Annotated in this window: 18 protein-coding genes; 10 read left to right on the top strand and 8 right to left on the bottom strand. The window is 73.6% G+C overall.

Annotated elements, in window-relative coordinates; all coding sequences use genetic code 11:
• Positions 1-101 precede the first annotated feature (101 nt).
• Complete coding sequence (locus HUT06_RS13765) at positions 102-1,403, bottom strand: glycoside hydrolase domain-containing protein (RefSeq protein WP_176196080.1); 1,302 nt, start codon at positions 1,401-1,403, stop codon at positions 102-104.
• Between the two features lie 158 nt (positions 1,404-1,561).
• Entirely contained in the window at positions 1,562-1,846 is a 285-nt protein-coding gene (locus HUT06_RS13760) for an antibiotic biosynthesis monooxygenase (protein WP_176196079.1), read from the bottom strand.
• A gap of 29 nt (positions 1,847-1,875) precedes the next feature.
• Here HUT06_RS13760 and HUT06_RS13755 point away from each other — a divergent pair, with 29 nt between their 5' ends.
• From HUT06_RS13755 to HUT06_RS13725, 7 genes are all read left to right on the top strand, one after another.
• Positions 1,876-2,184: a DUF6703 family protein gene (locus HUT06_RS13755; protein ID WP_176196078.1), complete on the top strand. Its 309-nt coding sequence runs from the start codon at positions 1,876-1,878 to the stop codon at positions 2,182-2,184.
• A 31-nt stretch (positions 2,185-2,215) separates the two neighbouring features.
• The gene (locus HUT06_RS13750; RefSeq protein ID WP_217711301.1) at positions 2,216-3,166 is read left to right on the top strand and encodes a metal ABC transporter substrate-binding protein; all 951 of its coding nucleotides are present in this window, start codon (positions 2,216-2,218) and stop codon (positions 3,164-3,166) included.
• A gap of 44 nt (positions 3,167-3,210) precedes the next feature.
• Positions 3,211-3,921, top strand: a complete 711-nt coding sequence (locus HUT06_RS13745; protein WP_176201351.1) for a metal ABC transporter ATP-binding protein — start codon at positions 3,211-3,213, stop codon at positions 3,919-3,921.
• Positions 3,918-4,817, top strand: coding sequence for a metal ABC transporter permease (locus HUT06_RS13740; protein ID WP_176196077.1), 900 nt, complete (start codon positions 3,918-3,920; stop codon positions 4,815-4,817). Before HUT06_RS13745 ends, HUT06_RS13740 begins: the two co-directional genes overlap by 4 nt.
• Positions 4,814-5,200, top strand: coding sequence for a Fur family transcriptional regulator (locus tag HUT06_RS13735; protein ID WP_138636919.1), 387 nt, complete (start codon positions 4,814-4,816; stop codon positions 5,198-5,200). Before HUT06_RS13740 ends, HUT06_RS13735 begins: the two co-directional genes overlap by 4 nt.
• Positions 5,201-5,382: 182 nt before the next feature.
• Positions 5,383-6,996, top strand: coding sequence for a M4 family metallopeptidase (locus tag HUT06_RS13730; protein WP_176196076.1), 1,614 nt, complete (start codon positions 5,383-5,385; stop codon positions 6,994-6,996).
• A gap of 131 nt (positions 6,997-7,127) precedes the next feature.
• Positions 7,128-7,553 (top strand): OsmC family protein, encoded by a 426-nt coding sequence (locus HUT06_RS13725; protein WP_176196075.1) that lies wholly within the window; start codon positions 7,128-7,130, stop codon positions 7,551-7,553.
• Positions 7,554-7,577: 24 nt separating this feature from the next.
• On the opposite strand, the gene HUT06_RS13720 is transcribed toward HUT06_RS13725, so the two are convergent.
• Entirely contained in the window at positions 7,578-8,378 is an 801-nt protein-coding gene (locus HUT06_RS13720) for an isoprenyl transferase (protein WP_176196074.1), read from the bottom strand.
• Positions 8,375-9,160 (bottom strand): DNA repair protein RecO, encoded by a 786-nt coding sequence (gene recO, locus HUT06_RS13715; protein WP_176196073.1) that lies wholly within the window; start codon positions 9,158-9,160, stop codon positions 8,375-8,377. The genes HUT06_RS13720 and recO overlap by 4 nt, the downstream gene beginning before the upstream one ends.
• 185 nt (positions 9,161-9,345) lie before the next feature.
• Between recO and HUT06_RS13710 the strand changes: the two genes are divergently transcribed.
• Positions 9,346-10,386 (top strand): M4 family metallopeptidase, encoded by a 1,041-nt coding sequence (locus tag HUT06_RS13710; RefSeq protein ID WP_176196072.1) that lies wholly within the window; start codon positions 9,346-9,348, stop codon positions 10,384-10,386.
• A 10-nt stretch (positions 10,387-10,396) separates the two neighbouring features.
• Positions 10,397-10,645, top strand: coding sequence for a protealysin inhibitor emfourin (locus tag HUT06_RS13705; protein WP_176201350.1), 249 nt, complete (start codon positions 10,397-10,399; stop codon positions 10,643-10,645).
• A 206-nt stretch (positions 10,646-10,851) separates the two neighbouring features.
• Here HUT06_RS13705 and leuA read toward each other — a convergent pair whose 3' ends face one another.
• The 3 genes from leuA to HUT06_RS13690 form a co-directional block, all read right to left on the bottom strand.
• Positions 10,852-12,564 carry a 2-isopropylmalate synthase gene (gene leuA / locus HUT06_RS13700; protein WP_176196071.1) on the bottom strand — a complete coding sequence of 571 codons (1,713 nt, stop codon included), beginning with the start codon at positions 12,562-12,564 and terminating at the stop codon, positions 10,852-10,854.
• 245 nt (positions 12,565-12,809) lie between these two features.
• The gene (ddaH, locus tag HUT06_RS13695; RefSeq protein ID WP_176196070.1) at positions 12,810-13,568 is read right to left on the bottom strand and encodes a dimethylargininase; all 759 of its coding nucleotides are present in this window, start codon (positions 13,566-13,568) and stop codon (positions 12,810-12,812) included.
• 1 nt (position 13,569) lies between these two features.
• Positions 13,570-14,181, bottom strand: a complete 612-nt coding sequence (locus tag HUT06_RS13690; protein ID WP_176196069.1) for a hypothetical protein — start codon at positions 14,179-14,181, stop codon at positions 13,570-13,572.
• Between the two features lie 100 nt (positions 14,182-14,281).
• Between HUT06_RS13690 and HUT06_RS13685 the strand changes: the two genes are divergently transcribed.
• Positions 14,282-15,073: a hypothetical protein gene (locus HUT06_RS13685; protein ID WP_176196068.1), complete on the top strand. Its 792-nt coding sequence runs from the start codon at positions 14,282-14,284 to the stop codon at positions 15,071-15,073.
• Here the strand turns inward: HUT06_RS13685 and era are convergent.
• Entirely contained in the window at positions 15,064-15,987 is a 924-nt protein-coding gene (era, locus tag HUT06_RS13680) for a GTPase Era (protein ID WP_176196067.1), read from the bottom strand. The two genes, HUT06_RS13685 and era, sit on opposite strands and share 10 nt — an antisense overlap.
• Positions 15,988-16,018: the final 31 nt, after the last annotated feature.

Below are 16,018 nucleotides of genomic sequence, written 5' to 3'. Positions count from 1 at the left end.
CGGCGGCGAGTGTGATCCCCGGTGATTGAGCTCCGGCGCGGTCATCGCCCGCCGCCGGAGAGCATTCCCCAGCTTAGGGCACCCGGCGGGCCGCCAAGGCGCTAGTAGACGCGCCCGTCCACGATGTTGCTGTCGATGTTGAGCGTGACGCCGCCGTGCTTCTCCTTGTGGCCGCCGCGGTACTGCTTGATGCGGCGGTGCGGGGACCACCAGCGGTCCGGCAGGTGCGGGTCGTTGTAGACCGAGGCTCGGCCGTTCCAGTTGGCGAACCAGATGGCGGCGGGCTTGCTGATCCCGGTCGCCCGCCCGACGTCGCGGATGCCGGACTTGGCGCTGCTGTAGAGGCACGGGACGTAGCCCTGGGCCTCCAGCTTCCGCACCCACCGGTCGATGAACCGCAGGACGGCCGCCTTGCATCCGCGCTTCTTGCTGTTGTACGCCTCCATGTCGTAGTAGATCGGCTCGCCTTCCGGGATGCCCAGCGCCCGTGCCTTGCGCGCCGCGTTCACGGCCGCCTTGGCGCCCTGCTTGGCGGCGTTCTTGGCGGTGAAGCGCTGCGGGCGGCTGCCGCAGGGCGCCTGGAGGCCGACGTAGGTGGGCGTGATGCGGTACCCCATCTCGCGGACCTGCCGGACCCAGGACGCGGTGAGGTTCGGCTGCGCGCAGCCGCGCGCCGCTCCGCCGATGTAGATGTTGGTGACCTTGAACGAGGGCTTCCAGGCCTTCATCGTCGCGAGCGAGGGCGCCGTGCACGTGTCGAAGCCCTTGCCGCGCACCCAGGGGCGGTCGAGCCCGGTGTCCCCGCGCGGCGCGGCGGGGGCCGGGTCCGGGGCCTCCCGGCGGACGGCGGGCCGGGACGGCGAGGCGGGCGCCGAGGTCCACTTCGCCGACAGCCGGGTGCCGCGCAGCATCCGCTGCAGCCGTCCCGGGTCCGCGCCGTACACGCCGGTGATCGCGACGCCCGCCTCCGGGAGGGTGAGCCGCGTCTCGTGCTCGGCGTTCGGCGCGATGGCGAGCGAGGCCATCTTGTCGGCGTGCACGACCGTCCGCGCGGAGCGGCCGTTCCCGGCGGGCTGGATGTGCACGGCCTCGGTGCGGCCGACGACGCGGGCCGGGCAGTCCTGCTGCGGCCCGGGGCGGCCGAGGTAGACGGCGTGCCGGTCGTAGCGGACGCACCGGGTCGGGTCCGCGTCGAGCCGGTGCACCGCCCAGCCCGCCGGGACGGGCACGCGCAGGCCCCGGTACTCGACGACGCGCGGCCCGGCGGCGCCCGGCGCGCCGGCGTGCTCGGCCAGGCCGGCGGGCCGGGCCGCGAGCCGGGCGGGGGCCGTCTCCAGGACGGCGAGGAGGGGGGCGGCCACCGCCGCCCCGGAAAGCACGCTGAACAGGACGGCGTGGCGCATCACTTCTCCCCCGGGACCCGCGCGGTGATCATCTAGGGGCAGAGATGACCATGGCGGCGGCGCCGAAACCGGGCCAGAACGCTTCTTGCCCGGCGGTTGCCCCGCTCGTGACCGGGCGGCCGGGGCGGCCGGGGCGCCGGGGGCGGGCTCAGGTCCGCTCAGGCCGTGCTGACGATCTCGTACGCGCCGGGCTCGTCCACCGCCAGCGCGGCGAGCGGCATGAACTGCATCCGGATCTCGTGACCGCCGAGCGCCCGCCGGTAGTGCCCGGCGCCGTCCCACTCGGTGACGAGGGCCCACAGGCCGGGGTCGTCGACGGTGCGGGCGAGGCGGCCGGAGCGGAAGCCGGGGCTGGCCGACAGCGCGGCCAGCACCGCCGTCATCCGCTCGGCGAAGCCGTCCGACTCGGCGTCCGGCACCCGGTAGCGGGTTATCGCGATCATCCGTCCATCCTGGCAGTACGTTGGGGCCTGTGGAGACGAGAGGTGAGCGCGGGGGCGGCCTGCGGGCCGCCGTCGAGCGGCACAGCGCGGCGCCCGTGGTGTTCCTGCACCGGCTGCCGCGGTGGGTGCTGCTCGTCGCGGTGTTCCTGCTGCTGGTGGTCGGCATGGCCGGGACGGGCTGGGTCGCCGCGGCCGGGCTGCTGGTGCTGGCCGTCGCGCTGGGCTGGTTCGCCTACCTGAACTGGCCCGCGCTGGACGGCTCGGGAAGGCTTCTGCGCGCCGTGGCGCTGGCGGTCCTCGTGGGGTTCGCGCTGGGCCGCGGCATCGGACGGTTTTGACAACCGTTTTCACTTTGTCCATAATCGGCAGGTGCTCCGCTTCCCCGACTCCCTGCGCGCCCTCCCGGCGGCCGCCCTGGCCCTGGCCGGGCTCGCCGGGGGGCTCGCGGCCTGCGCCGACGCGGACGCCGGCGTCCCGCCCGGCAAGACCGCGGTGGTCGCCTCGTTCTACCCGATGGCGTGGCTGGCGGAGCGGGTCGGCGGGGACGACGTCTTCGTCCGGACGCTGACCAAGCCCGGCACCGAACCGCACGACCTGGAGCTGACCGCCCGGCAGGTCGCCCGCATCGAGGACTCCGCCCTCGCCGTCTACGTGCGGGGCGTCCAGCCCGCCGTGGACGACGCCGTCGGCCGGCACGCCGAGGGCCGCTCACTGGACGCGGCGTCGGTGGTGAAGACGCTGTCCCCGGCGGGCGAGACCGACGACGAGGAGGCGCACGACGGCGTCCGCCACCGCGAGGCCGACTACGACCCGCACCTGTGGCTCGACCCGAGCCGCATGGCCGCCGTCGCCACCGCGCTCGGCGAGCGGCTCGCCGCCGCCGACCCCGGCAGCGCGGCCGGCCACCGGCAGCGCGCCGCCGCCACCGCCGCCGAGCTGACCCGGCTGGACCGCGCCTTCCAGGACGGCCTGCGCACCTGCGCCCGCCGCGACATCGTCACCGCGCACGCCGCGTTCGGCTACCTCGCCGACCGCTACGGCCTGCGGCAGATCCCGGTGTCGGGGGTCGACCCGTCCGGCGGGCCGTCCCCGAAGCGGCTCGCCGAGCTGACCCGGCTGATCTCGGCCACCGGCGCGACGACGGTCTTCACCGAGACGCTGGTCAGCCCGAAGGTCGCCGAGGCGCTGGCCCGGGAGGCGGGGGCGCGGACGGCGGTGCTGGACCCGGTCGAGGGCATCGAGGACGGCTCGCCCGACGACTACCTGACGATCATGCGACGGAACCTGCGGACCCTGCGTCCGGCCCTGGAGTGCTCATGAGCGAGGAGACGGCACCGCCGCCGGAGACGGCGCCGCCGCTGGAGATGGCGGGCGGGCTCGTCCGGCGGGACGGCCGCGAGGTCCTGGCCGGCATCGACCTGCGGGTCGCGGCCGGCGATGTGCTGGCGGTCCTCGGGCCGAACGGCGCGGGCAAGTCCACGCTGGTCAAGGCGCTGCTCGGGCTGGTCCCGCTGGCCGCCGGCCGTACCGAGATCTACGGCGCGGCGCCCGCCCGGTTCCGCGACTGGCGGCGGATCGGGTACGTCCCGCAGCGGCTGCCGATGGGCGGCGGGGTGCCCGCCACCGTCCGGGAGGTCGTGGCGTCCGGGCGGACGGCCCGGCGGTCGCGCTGGCTGCCGGCGGCGTTCACCGACCGGGCGGCCGACCGCGCCGCCGTGGACCGCGCGCTGCGCGCGGTCGGGCTCGCCGACCGGGCCCGCGACTCGGCGCACCTGCTGTCGGGCGGCCAGCAGCAGCGGGTGCTGATCGCCCGCGCGCTCGCCGGGGAGCCCGACCTGTTCGTGCTGGACGAGCCGACCGCCGGGGTGGACGCGCGCAGCCAGGCGGCGCTCGCCGCGACCCTCCACGAGCTGGCCGCCGGCGGCCGCACGGTGGTCCTCGTCGCGCACGAGCTGGGCCCGCTGGAGCCGCTCGTCACCCGCACGGTCGAGCTGGGCCACGGCCGCGTCGTGCACGAGACGACCACCCACGCGACGACGGTCGGCCGGACGGCGACCATGGGAAGGCCCGCGTGAGCGAGATGCTGCAGTACGACTTCATGCGCGTCGCGCTGGTGATGGCGGTGCTGATCGGGCTGACCGCCCCGGCCGTGGGCACGTTCATCGTCCAGCGCCGGCTGTCGCTGCTCGGCGACGGCATCGGCCACATCGCGCTGACCGGCATCGGGCTCGGGCTGCTCACCAGCACCTCCCCCGTGCTCGGCGCGCTGGTGGTGTCGGTGCTCGGCGCGGTGGCGATCGAGGTGGTGCGGGCCCGCAGCCGCAGCGGCGGCGACGTCGCGCTCGCCCTGCTGTTCTACGGCGGGCTCGCGGGCGGCGTGATCCTGACGAACGCCAACGGCGGCGGCTCGGCGAGCCTGCAGTCGTACCTGTTCGGCTCGATCAGCAGCGTGACGGTGACCGACCTGTACGTGGTCGCGGGGCTGGCCGCCGCCGTGCTCGCGATCGTCGCGGTGTTCGGGCGGGAGCTGTTCCTGCTGTGCCAGGACGAGGAGGTGGCGCGGGCGGCGGGCCTGCCCGTCCGGTTCCTCAGCGTGCTGATCGCCGCGACCGCCGCCGTCACCGTGGTGATCTCGATGCGCGCGATCGGGCTGCTGCTGGTCAGCGCGCTGATGGTCGTCCCGGTGGCGGCGGCGCAGCAGGTCACCCGGGGCTTCTGGCAGACGATGCTGGCCGCGATGGGGATCGGTGTGGTCTCGGCCGTTTCGGGTCTCGCGGGGTCCTTCGAGTACGATCTGCCTCCAGGCCCCTCGATCGTGCTGCTTGCGCTCACGGCGTTCGTGGTCGCGGTCGCCGGGGGCTCGGTGGTGCGCCGCAGGCGCGCCCGCGCCCGCGCGGCGGACGGCGCCGTCCCCGCCGGGTCCGGCGTGGAGGCGCGCGTGGATGCCGAGGCGGAGGTGCTTGGGGGATGACGACGGCCCGCCGGGACGCGGTGCGGCAGGTGCTGGCCGGCTGCGAGGGGTTCCGCAGCGCGCAGGACATCTACGCCGACCTGCGCGCCGACGGCTCCAAGATCGGCCTGACCACCGTGTACCGGGCGCTGCAGGCGCTCAGCGACGCGGGCGAGGTCGACGTGCTGCGCACCGACGAGGGCGAGGCCGTCTACCGCGCCTGCCGCACCGAGCAGCACCACCACCACCTGGTCTGCCGCGACTGCGGCCGGACGGTCGAGGTCGAGGGCCCGGCCGTGGAGCGCTGGGCGGACGCGATCGCCGCCGAGCACGGGTTCACCGACATCACGCACACCGTCGAGGTGTTCGGCACCTGCGCCGCCTGCTCGGCCGCCCGCCGCTGAGCTGCGGACCAGCACTCTACTGATCGGTAGCAAGACGCGTAGTCCACACGCGCCGCCGGGTTTTATTGGCGAATTGTCACATCTACAACAGTCCTGCCCTATGTCATAAATGTCGCATCGCCACGGCGGGCCCGACGGCGGGCCTCTCGGGGGGTGCGTGGCGCCCGCACGAGAGGGCGTACATGACAAGACGGGCGTTCACCAGCCGACGTACCGCGCTCCTGGCGTCGGCGACCCTGCTCGCGACGGCCGGCACCGCGCTGCCCGCCTCCGCGCGGCAGGCGCCGTCCCCGCCCACCCCGCAGAAGGCCGCCGAGCGCGCGCTCCACGCGCTCGCCGAACGCGGCGCGCAGGTCCGCGCCGGGGACGGGCAGTCCTTCAAGGTCGTCCGGGTCGGCATCGACCGGGACGGCACCTCCCACACCCGGATGACCCGCGCCTACAACGGGCTGCCGGTGCTGGGCGGCGACATCGTCGTCCACCAGTCGGCGGCCGGCGCGTGGCGCGGCAGCAGCGGCACGCTCGCGCAGGCGCCCGCCGACTCCACCCCCGAGGTGCCGGCCGCGACCGCGAAGAAGCGCGCCGTGACCGAGCACCGCAAGGCGGACGGCTCCCCCGCCCTGGTCGTGGAGGCGCGCACCGCCGACCACGCGCCGCGGCTCGCCTGGCGCGTCCAGACCGTCGGCAAGCAGGCCGACGGGACGCCGAGCCGGATCTTCACCTCCGTGGACGCCGCTACCGGCAAGGTCCTGCTGCGCGAGGAGATGATCCGCACCGAGGCGGGCGACGGGAAGTCGCTCTACACCGGCACGGTCCCGCTGGAGACCACCAAGTCGGGCAGCACCTACCAGCTCAAGGACCCGACCCGCGGCGGCACCTACACCGGCGACGCCGAGAACCAGACCGACCTCTGCTTCCTCATCTGGTGCTTCCGGCGCGCCCCCGCCACCCTGTTCACCGACGCCGACAACCACTGGGGCAGCGGCAGCACGTCCGACCGCGCCACCGTCGCCGTCGACGCCCAGTTCGGCACCGACATGACCTGGGACTTCTACAAGAACGTCTTCGGCCGCACCGGCATCGCCGGCGACGGCAAGGGGTCGTTCAACCGCGTCCACTACGGCGACGGCTACGCCAACGCGTTCTGGGACGACTCGTGCTTCTGCATGACCTACGGCGACGGTGACGGCTCCCAGCTCGGCCCGCTCACGTCCCTGGACGTCGCCGCCCACGAGATGAGCCACGGCGTCACCAGCGCCACCGCGAACCTCACCTACTCCGGCGAATCGGGCGGACTGAACGAGGCCACGTCCGACATCATGGCCGCCGCCGTCGAGTTCTACGCGAACAACCCCAACGACGTCGGCGACTACCTGGTCGGCGAGGAGGTCGTCCTGCCCGGCTTCGGCAAGCCCGCGCTGCGGTTCATGGACAAGCCGAGCCGCGACGGCAACTCCCCCGACGCCTGGTCGTCCAACACCAAGAACCTCGACGTGCACTACTCCTCGGGCGTCGCCAACCACTTCTACTACCTGCTGTCCGAGGGCAGCGGCGCGAAGACGGTCAACGGCGTCTCCTACAACAGCCCCACGTCCAACGGCTCCACGATCACCGGCATCGGCCGGGACGCCGCCACGAAGATCTGGTACCGGGCGCTGACCACGTACATGACGTCCTCGACCGACTACAAGGGCGCGCGGACCGCGACCCTGAACGCGGCCGCCGACCTCTACGGCGCGGGCAGCACGCAGTACAGCACCGTGGCCGCCGCCTGGTCGGCGGTGAACGTCGCCTAGGACCCCCGTTCCGGGGACGGGAGCCCCGTGCCCGCCCGGGCACGGGGCTCTCCCCCGGTCCGCGCCGACACGGGCACGGGCATTCCCGGGTTGATGATCCGCCGGCGGGGGCCATGGTGGAGAATCGGGGCATGGCTACGACACGTACCGCAAACGCGCACTGGGAAGGCTCGCTCCTGGAGGGCCAGGGCACCGTCTCGCTGGACTCCTCGAAGCTCGGCACCTACGACGTCACCTGGGCGTCGCGGGCCGAGGAGCCGAGCGGGCGGACGAGCCCGGAGGAACTCATCGCCGCCGCCCACTCCACCTGCTACTCGATGGCGCTCTCGCACGCCCTGGCGGGCGCCGGGACGCCCCCGGAGAAGGTGGACACCAAGGCCGAGGTCACCTTCCAGCCGGGCGAGGGCATCACCGGCATCCACCTGACCGTCCGGGCGAGCGTGCCGGGGCTCTCCGCCGGCGACTTCGAGAAGGCCGCGCAGAACGCCAAGGAGAACTGCCCGGTCAGCAAGGCCCTCACCGGCACCGAGATCACCCTGGACGCCGCCCTCGCCTGAGGCGCCGGCCGGGCGCCCGGGGCGTCAACCGGTCGCGGCGGCGGGTTCCACGATGTTCGGGACCGCGCCGCCGTACCGGCGGTCGCGGGAGGCGTAGAGCTGGCACGCGTGCCACAGGTGGCGGCGGTCGAAGTCCGGCCACAGCGTGTCGAGGAACACCATCTCCGCGTACGCCGACTGCCAGAGCAGGAAGTTGGACGTGCGCTGCTCCCCCGACGAACGCAGGAACAGGTCGACGTCGGGGATGCCCGGCTCGTCCAGGTAGCGGGCGAACACCTTCTCGTTGATCTTGTCGGGGTTGAGCCGGCCGGCCCGCACGTCGCGGGCGATCGCCGCCGCCGCGTCCGCGATCTCGGCCCGGCCGCCGTAGTTCACGCAGAACTGCAGGGTGAGGACGTCGTTGCCGCGGGTCATCTCCTCGGCCGTCTCCAGCTCCCTGATGACGCTGCGCCACAGCCGCGGCCGCCGGCCCGCCCACCGCACCCGCACGCCCATCGCGTGGAGCTGGTCGCGGCGGCGGCGGATCACGTCCCGGTTGAAGCCCATCAGGAAGCGGACCTCGTCCGGCGAGCGCTTCCAGTTCTCGGTGGAGAACGCGTAGGCCGACAGGTAGGGGACGCCCAGCTCGATCGCCCCCATGATGACGTCGAAGAGCGAGTCCTCGCCGCGCTTGTGCCCCTCGGTGCGCGGCAGCCCGCGCTCCTTGGCCCAGCGGCCGTTGCCGTCCATCACGATGGCGACGTGCCGCGGCACCAGCTCCGCGGGGATCGCGGGCGGGACCGCACCATCGCGGTGCGGCTCCGGCGGCGATACGGACCTGCTCAAACTCGCTCCCTGTCGGTGTCGTCGTGTGACTCGTCGTGCGCGCGGGGGTTCGCGTCCCGCTCCACGTGGCGCAGCGAGCGGATCCCGTGCTCCAGATGCCACTGGAGGTAGGCGGCCACCAGGCCGCTGGTCTCCGCCCGGTGCCGCTGCTCGCTGGCGTCGGCGTACTCCCAGTCGCCGCGCAGCAGCGCCAGCATCAGCGCGAACGTCGGCGGCGCCGGGGTCGCGGCGCCCGGCTGCCGGCAGTTCGCGCAGATCGCGCCGCCCGCCGCGATGGCGAACCCGCGCAGCCCGCCGCGGGTGCCGCAGCGGCAGCACTCGTCCAGCGCGGGCGCCCATCCGGCGACCGACAGCGAGCGCAGCAGGAACGCGTCCAGGACGAGCCTCGGGTCGTGGGCGCGCTCGGCGAGGGTGCGCAGCCCGCCGACCAGGAGCAGGAACTGCCGCAGCGCGGGCTCCCCCTCGTCGCCGGCCAGCTTCTCCGCCGTCTCCAGCATCGCCGTCCCCGCCGTGTAGCGGGGGTAGTCGGCGACGAGCGCCTCCCCGTACGGGCGCAGCGTCTCGGCCTGCGTGATGAGGTCGAGGGAGCGCCGCTCGTACAACTGGAGGTCCACGTGCGTGAACGGCTCCAGCCGCGCGCCGAACCGGGACTTGGTCTTGCGGACCCCCTTCGCCGCGGCGCGGATCCGGCCGGTCCGCCGGGTCAGCACCGTCACGATGCGATCGGCCTCGCCCAGCTTCTGGGTGCGCAGGACGATGCCTTCGTCGCGGTAGAGGGTCACCCGTTCATTCTGACGCACGCCGCGCGATGCCTCGGCGCGGCGGGCGGACATCTCCCCAGGATCTTCACAAGGCGCCCGGACGGTACCGCTGCGCTTCATAACAATCACATACCGTGACCGGATTCGGCCGTGACGTCCTGTCGAAAGTTATGGCTCGAACCACCCCGAGCTGGCAGCGTTGTGGCATGAGATGCCACATCGTGCCACCGCACATGCTGGAGCGCATCGCCCGCGACGCCGACGATCCGGCCCTCCGCGCCCGCGCCCGCCGTACGCTGGCGCTCACGTCCGCGCAGTTCGCCGAGCGCAAGCTGACCGCGGCCGGCGCCCCCGACCCGTCCGAGGACTTCGTCCCCGACCGGACCATCGGCGACGCGGGCCACCGCGAGGAGCTGCCGGGCCGCACCGTCCGCTCCGAGGGCGGCCCCGCCACCGGCGACCAGGCCGCCGACCAGGCCTACGACTGGCTCGGCGCGACGTTCGACTTCTTCGAGGCCGCGTACCGGCGCAACTCGATCGACGGCGCCGGCCTGCGGATGGTCTCGACCGTCCACTACGGCGACGACTACGACAACGCCTTCTGGAACGGCGAGCAGATGGTGTACGGGGACGGCGACGGCGTCCTGTTCACCGGCTTCACCGGCCCCCTCGACGTCACCGGGCACGAGCTCACCCACGGGATCACCCAGTACACCGCCAACCTGGAGTACTACGGCCAGGCCGGCGCCCTCAACGAGTCCATGTCGGACGTGTTCGGATCGCTCATCAAGCAGTGGCATCTCGGGCAGACCGCCGACCGGGCCGACTGGCTCATCGGGCAGGGCCTGCTCGCCGAGGGCGTCAACGGCGTCGCGCTGCGCTCGATGAAGGAGCCGGGCACCGCCTACGACGACCCCCGCCTCGGCAAGGACCCGCAGCCCGCCCACATGGACCACTACGTGGAGACCTACCGCGACAACGGCGGCGTCCACATCAACTCGGGCATTCCCAACCACGCGTTCTACCTGGCGGCGACCGCGCTGGGCGGCAACGCCTGGGAGAAGGCCGGCCGCGTCTGGTACGACACGCTCACCGGGGGCACCCTGGCCGCGGACGTCGACTTCGCCGGTTTCGCCGCCGCGACCGCCGCGACCGCGAACCGGCTGTTCGGTGCCGGCTCCGCCGAGGCGAAGGCGGTGAACCGCGCCTGGACCGGGGTAGGAGTCTCCATGGAGGCGAACGGATAGCGCATTGAAAGTGACAGTCGTCCGCAGCGGAGGGTTCGCGGGGATCGAGCGGCGCGCCGAGTCCGACAGCGCCAGCGACCCCATGCTGATGAGGCTCGTCCACCGGGTGGACCTCACCGCGGTGCCGCCGCCGGGCCGGATCCCCGACCAGTTCCTGTACGAGATCGACATCGACGGCGACCGCACCACCGTCGGTGAGGCCCAGCTGCACGGCCCCCTGCGCGAACTGGTCCACCACGTCCTCGGCCGCGCCCGCTGACCCGGCGGGGCCCGCGGGTGCCTCCCAACACCCGCGGGTCCCGGTCCGCGTGCTCAGTCGCGGTCGATGGCGTAGGTCGTGGTATTGGCCGCGTCTTGCTGCAGCTTGATCTTGCCCCGGACGCCTGCTGCCGCAGGAGCGTCCGACCAGCCGGGCCCGCTCGCCCCGCAGCCGGGCGGGGCGCTCGTAGCCGAGCACGTCGCCGCTTACGCGTCTTGCGCGCGGGCCACCCGGTTCACGGCCGACAGGATCGCCTTGAGGGACGCGGTCACGATGTTGCCGTCGATGCCGACGCCCCACACCGTCGTGCCGTTCACGTCGCACTCGACGTAGGCGGCGGCGCGCGCGTCGCCGCCCGCGCTCATCGCGTGCTCGGCGTAGTCCAGCACCCGTACGTCGACCCCGATCGTGGCGAGCGCGTCCTCGAACGCGGAGACCGGGCCGTTGCCGACGCCCTCGATCTCGCGGATCTCGCCGTCGACGCGGACGTCGCAGCTGAGCACGTCCTTCTCGTCCACCCGGGAGGTGGCGCGGTGCGCCAGCAGCCCGGCGCGGGGGCCGTTGCCGAGGAACTCGGCCTCGAAGATCTCCCACATCCGCTCGGGCGTGACCTCGCCGCCGGCGCTGTCGGTGTGCTCCTGCACCACCCGGGAGAACTCGATCTGCAGGCGGCGCGGTAGCTCCAGGGAGTGCTCGGTCTTCATGACGTAGGCGACGCCGCCCTTGCCGGACTGGCTGTTGACCCGGATCACGGCCTCGTACGTCCGGCCGACGTCGTGCGGGTCGATCGGCAGGTACGGGACCTCCCACCGGTACTCCTCCACCGGGGTCCCGGCGGCCTCGGCGTCGCGCCGCAGGTGGTCGAAGCCCTTGTTGATGGCGTCCTGATGGGAGCCGGAGAACGCGGTGTAGACCAGGTCGCCGCCGTAGGGGTGCCGCTCGTGGACGGGCAGCTGGTTGCAGTACTCGACGGTCCGCCGGATCTCGTCGATGTCGGAGAAGTCGATCTGCGGGTCGACGCCCTGGGTGAACAGGTTCAGGCCCAGGGTGACCAGGCAGACGTTGCCGGTGCGCTCGCCGTTGCCGAACAGGCAGCCCTCGATGCGGTCGGCGCCCGCCATGTAGCCGAGCTCGGCGGCGGCGACGGCCGTCCCGCGGTCGTTGTGCGGGTGCAGCGACAGGACGACCGAGTCCCGGTAGGCCAGGTTCCGGTGCATCCACTCAATCTGGTCGGCGTACACGTTCGGCGTCGCCATCTCGACGGTCGCCGGCAGGTTGACGATGACCTTGCGGTCCGGGGTGGGCTTCCACACGTCGTTGACGGCGTTGCAGACCTCGACGGCGTACTCCAGCTCGGTGCCGGTGAACGACTCCGGCGAGTACTGGAAGTAGATCTCGGTGTCGCCCATGTCCTCGGCGAGCTTGGCGCACAGCTTGGCGCCCTCGACGGCGATCGCGGTGATGCCGTCCCTGTCCTGCCCGAACACGACGCGGCGCTGCAGCGTGCTGGTCGAGTTGTACAGGTGCACGATCGCCTGCTTGGCGCCGCGCACCGACTCGAAGGTCCGCTCGATCAGTTCCGGGCGGGCCTGGGTCAGCACCTGGATGACGACGTCGTCGGGGATCCGGCCCTCGTCGATGATCTGCCGGACGAAGTCGAAGTCGGTCTGGCTGGCCGCCGGGAAGCCGACCTCGATCTCCTTGTAGCCCATCCGTACCAGCAGCTCGAACATCTTGAGCTTGCGGTGGGCGTCCATCGGGTCGATCAGCGCCTGGTTGCCGTCCCGCAGGTCGACGGCGCACCAGCGCGGCGCCTCGGCGATGACGGCGCCGGGCCAGGTGCGGTCGGCCAGCCTGACCGGGGCGAAGGGGCGGTAGCGCTCGAAGGGCATACCGGAGGACTGCTGTTGCGGATACATCCGTTGAGATCTCTCTGCTCGAACCTCGCGGCCGACGTCCACGTCAAAGTCCCGCAGCGAGGGAGCCGACCTGTCTTACAGGCCCCCGCTGCGGCCGCTAAGGAGGAGCAGCTCACGCAACACGCTCGCCAAGTTAACAGATGCCATCCGGGTTGCGGAAACCCAGGTCCGCATGTTGAGACAACAGCGGCCTCCTCCGTCTCATCGCAACGCCGCCCGGCGCGCGGGGCATTCCCGCCGGACGGTCAGGGGACGAGCACGGACAGGCAGGTCACACAGCCGTCGAGGGCCTCGAACTCGCTGATGTCCACCCGGGTGACGCGCAGCCCGTCCGCCGCCAGCTGCGCCGCCGTGCGCGGCGCCGAGGCCGCCATCAGGACGTGGTCGGGCCCGAGCCGCACCACGTGGGCGCCCGCCGGCTCGGGCGCGACGCGCAGGCTCGGCAGCGCCGAGGTGTCCACCAGCTCCGGCCGGCCGATCAGGCCGCCGTCCGGCAGCGCGGTCATCGCCGACTTCAGGTGCAGGCAGCCGCGGGTGTCCACCGGCACGACCCGCCGCCCGCCCAGCAGCCGCGCCAGCGCGCAGATGCCCTCCTCGTTGGTGCGGGAGCCGCGGCCCACGTAGACGGTGCCGCCGACGCTCAGCACGTCGCCGCCGTCCAGGGTGCCCGGCGGCTCGATCCGCTCGATCCGCAGGCCCAGCTCGCGCGCCGCCCGCTCGGCGCCCGCGAGCTCGCCCCGGCGGCGCTCCGCGCCCGACCGGCACACGATCGCCAGGTCGCCGGCGACGACCAGGGCGTCCTCGACGAACACGGCGTCGGGCTGGTCGTCGGCGGGCGGCACGGCCCGCACCGACCAGCCGGCCGACCGCAGCGCCGCGACGTAGGCCGCGTGCTGGCGCGCCGCGAGCGCGGTGTCCACCGGGCGGCGGGCGGCATGGGTGACGATGCCCTCGGCGACCCGCGGCCCGGGAGCCCGGACCAGCGCCCTTCCGGCGGGGGCCATGTCAGCGCGCCGCCCCCTCGGTGGTCACGATCACGCCCAGCGCGTACGCGGGGGACATGCCGAGCAGGTCGGCGATGCCGTGCAGGGCCTGCCGCTCGCCGTCGCCGAGCGGCCCGTCCGCCAGCCCGATCCGGACGGCCTGCGCGAGGAACCACTCCTTGGCCTCCACCGCGAGCTGGGCGCCGGCGTGCACGACCTCCCGCTGCAGGAACGTGCGGCGCAGCGCGAGGTCGGCGTCGACGGCGGCGGTGTCGTAGTCGGGCTCGCCGTACCCGGTGACGGTGGCGATCGCGCGGGCGCGGGCCGCGGGGGCGGACGGGTCGCCGGCCCGCAGCACCAGCGCGGCGGCCGCCCGCATGCCCGCGGCCAGGGTCTCCCCCAGCTGCCGCGCCGTCGGCGTGCGCAGCGCCATGACCGGGAACCGGCCCTTGCAGGTGCGGCACTCAACCGTGTGGGACAGCCGCCACAGCGGCACCGTCGGGACGAAGAACACCGAGAGCCAGCGGCGCCCGGCGCGCCTGCGGTAGGCGCGGTCACCGCCGCACTGCGGGCAGTGGAACGTCCCCTCGCTGACGGTACGGAACACCGCCGTCAGCCCGAAAACGAGCAACACCGGGGATCTCCTCCCATAACGGACTCCGTCCAAAGTACCGACCCGGCGCCGCCGCCGTGGCCGTCCCGGTCCAGGCGGCCCCTGCCCTTACGCTGGGTCCATGACCGGTGACCTGGGTTCCGACGCGGGCCGCTCGCAGCCGCGCCCGTCCTTCCTGCCGCCCGTCGACGGCTACCCGCCGCCCGCGGGCGAGCCCGCCCCGGACGCGTACGGCGCCCCGGAGCCCGCCACGGCGCGCGGCGGCGCCCTGTGGATCATCGCCCTGATCGCCGCCGCGTCGGCGCTGCTGGTGTCGGCGTTCCTGCCGTGGGCGCACGCCGCGGTCGCCGTCGAGCTGTTCGGCCGCACGCTCAGCCGCGACCTCGGCAGCGTGGCCGGCATCGACGCCGACGACATGGTCCTCGCCGTCCCGGTGCTGGCGGTCATCGCGATCGCGCTCGCCTGCTGGGACCTGATCGGCCGGGACGCGCGGATCGGCGGGCTCGCCGCCGTCCCCGGCACGCTCGCCCTGCTGGTGTGCGGCATCTTCGTGCTGCGGCTCGGGGACGTCCGCGACGACCTCCCCGAGACCGGCCTGGACCTCGGCTACCAGATCACCGTCCGCTACGGCTGGTACCTCGCGGTCGTGGCGTCCCTGTTCGTGGTCGGCTTCAGCCTCGCCCGCCCCATCGGCGCGCGCGTGGCGCGCTCCCAGAACGCGGACGCGTACGACTACCGGTACCAGCCGCAGGAGCAGTACCAGCCGCAGTTCGCCTACCCCGACCAGCCGGGCGCCTACCCCGACCAGCCGGGCGAGGGCGCCGCCTGGCCCGACGAGGACCAGGCCTGGGGCCGCCACCACGACGCGCCCGAGCAAGCCCCCGAGCCCGGCCCCCAAAAAGATCAGTCGTAGAAGCCCAGCCTGCGGAGCTGCTTGGGGTCGCGCTGCCAGTCCTTCAGGACGCTGACGCGCAGGTCGAGGAAGACCTTGGTGCCGAGCAGCGCCTCGATCTGCCGGCGCGCCGCCGCGCCGACCTCGCGGAGCCGGGCGCCCTTGTGGCCGATGATGATGCCCTTCTGGCTGGACCGCTCGACGTACAGGTGCGCGTAGACGTCGACGAGGTCGGCGCGGCCCTCGCGCGGCGCCATCTCGTCCACCACCACGGCGATCGAGTGGGGCAGCTCGTCGCGGACGCCCTCCAGCGCCGCCTCCCGGATCAGCTCGCTGATCAGAACCTGCTCGGGCTCGTCGGTGAGGTCGCCCTCCGGGTAGAGCGGCATGCCCTCCGGCAGGTGGGAGATCAGCAGGTCGCCGACGAGGCCGACCTGGAAGCCGTCCGCGGCCGAGCACGGCACGATGTCGGCGAACTCGCCGAGGCGGCCGACCGCGAGGAGCTGCTCGGCGACCTGCTCGGGCGAGGCCAGGTCCGTCTTCGTGACGATCGCCACCACGGGCGTCTTCTTCACGCCCGCCAGCTCGCGGGCGATGTACTTGTCGCCGGGCCCGACGGGCTGGTCGGCGGGAACGCAGAACCCGATCGCGTCCACCTCGGTCAGCGTGGACCGGACGAGGCTGTCCAGCCGCTCCCCGAGCAGCGTCCGCGGCTTGTGCAGGCCGGGCGTGTCGACGACGACCAGCTGCGCGTCCGGCCGGTGCACGATCCCCCGGATGGCCCGCCGCGTCGTCTGCGGGCGGCTGCTGGTGATCGCGACCTTGGTCCCGACGAGGGCGTTCATCAGGGTCGACTTGCCCACGTTCGGCCGCCCGATGAAGCACGCGAACCCCGCCCGGTGCCCCTCGGGCGCCCCGTTTCCCACACTGGTCATCCCTCAATTGTCGCCCACCCGGCGGGGCGGG

Origin of the sequence: Actinomadura sp. NAK00032 (assembly GCF_013364275.1) — a bacterium.
GTDB lineage: Bacteria > Actinomycetota > Actinomycetes > Streptosporangiales > Streptosporangiaceae > Spirillospora.
The sequence above is the reverse complement of the archived record's forward strand: the minus strand, read 5'-3'. Positions and strand labels throughout refer to the sequence as shown.

What these genes read in the sequence shown, in the direction of transcription:
- HUT06_RS13765 (WP_176196080.1), bottom strand. Translation starts at nt 1,403, where the DNA reads ATGCGCCACGCCGTCCTGTTCAGCGTGCTTTCCGGGGCGGCGGTGGCC.
- HUT06_RS13760 (WP_176196079.1), bottom strand. Translation starts at nt 1,846, where the DNA reads ATGATCGCGATAACCCGCTACCGGGTGCCGGACGCCGAGTCGGACGGC.
- HUT06_RS13745 (WP_176201351.1), top strand. Translation starts at nt 3,211, where the DNA reads ATGGCGGGCGGGCTCGTCCGGCGGGACGGCCGCGAGGTCCTGGCCGGC.
- HUT06_RS13735 (WP_138636919.1), top strand. Translation starts at nt 4,814, where the DNA reads ATGACGACGGCCCGCCGGGACGCGGTGCGGCAGGTGCTGGCCGGCTGC.
- HUT06_RS13730 (WP_176196076.1), top strand. Translation starts at nt 5,383, where the DNA reads ATGACAAGACGGGCGTTCACCAGCCGACGTACCGCGCTCCTGGCGTCG.
- HUT06_RS13725 (WP_176196075.1), top strand. Translation starts at nt 7,128, where the DNA reads ATGGCTACGACACGTACCGCAAACGCGCACTGGGAAGGCTCGCTCCTG.
- HUT06_RS13710 (WP_176196072.1), top strand. Translation starts at nt 9,346, where the DNA reads ATGAGATGCCACATCGTGCCACCGCACATGCTGGAGCGCATCGCCCGC.
- leuA (WP_176196071.1), bottom strand. Translation starts at nt 12,564, where the DNA reads ATGTATCCGCAACAGCAGTCCTCCGGTATGCCCTTCGAGCGCTACCGC.
- ddaH (WP_176196070.1), bottom strand. Translation starts at nt 13,568, where the DNA reads ATGGCCCCCGCCGGAAGGGCGCTGGTCCGGGCTCCCGGGCCGCGGGTC.
- HUT06_RS13685 (WP_176196068.1), top strand. Translation starts at nt 14,282, where the DNA reads ATGACCGGTGACCTGGGTTCCGACGCGGGCCGCTCGCAGCCGCGCCCG.
- era (WP_176196067.1), bottom strand. Translation starts at nt 15,987, where the DNA reads ATGACCAGTGTGGGAAACGGGGCGCCCGAGGGGCACCGGGCGGGGTTC.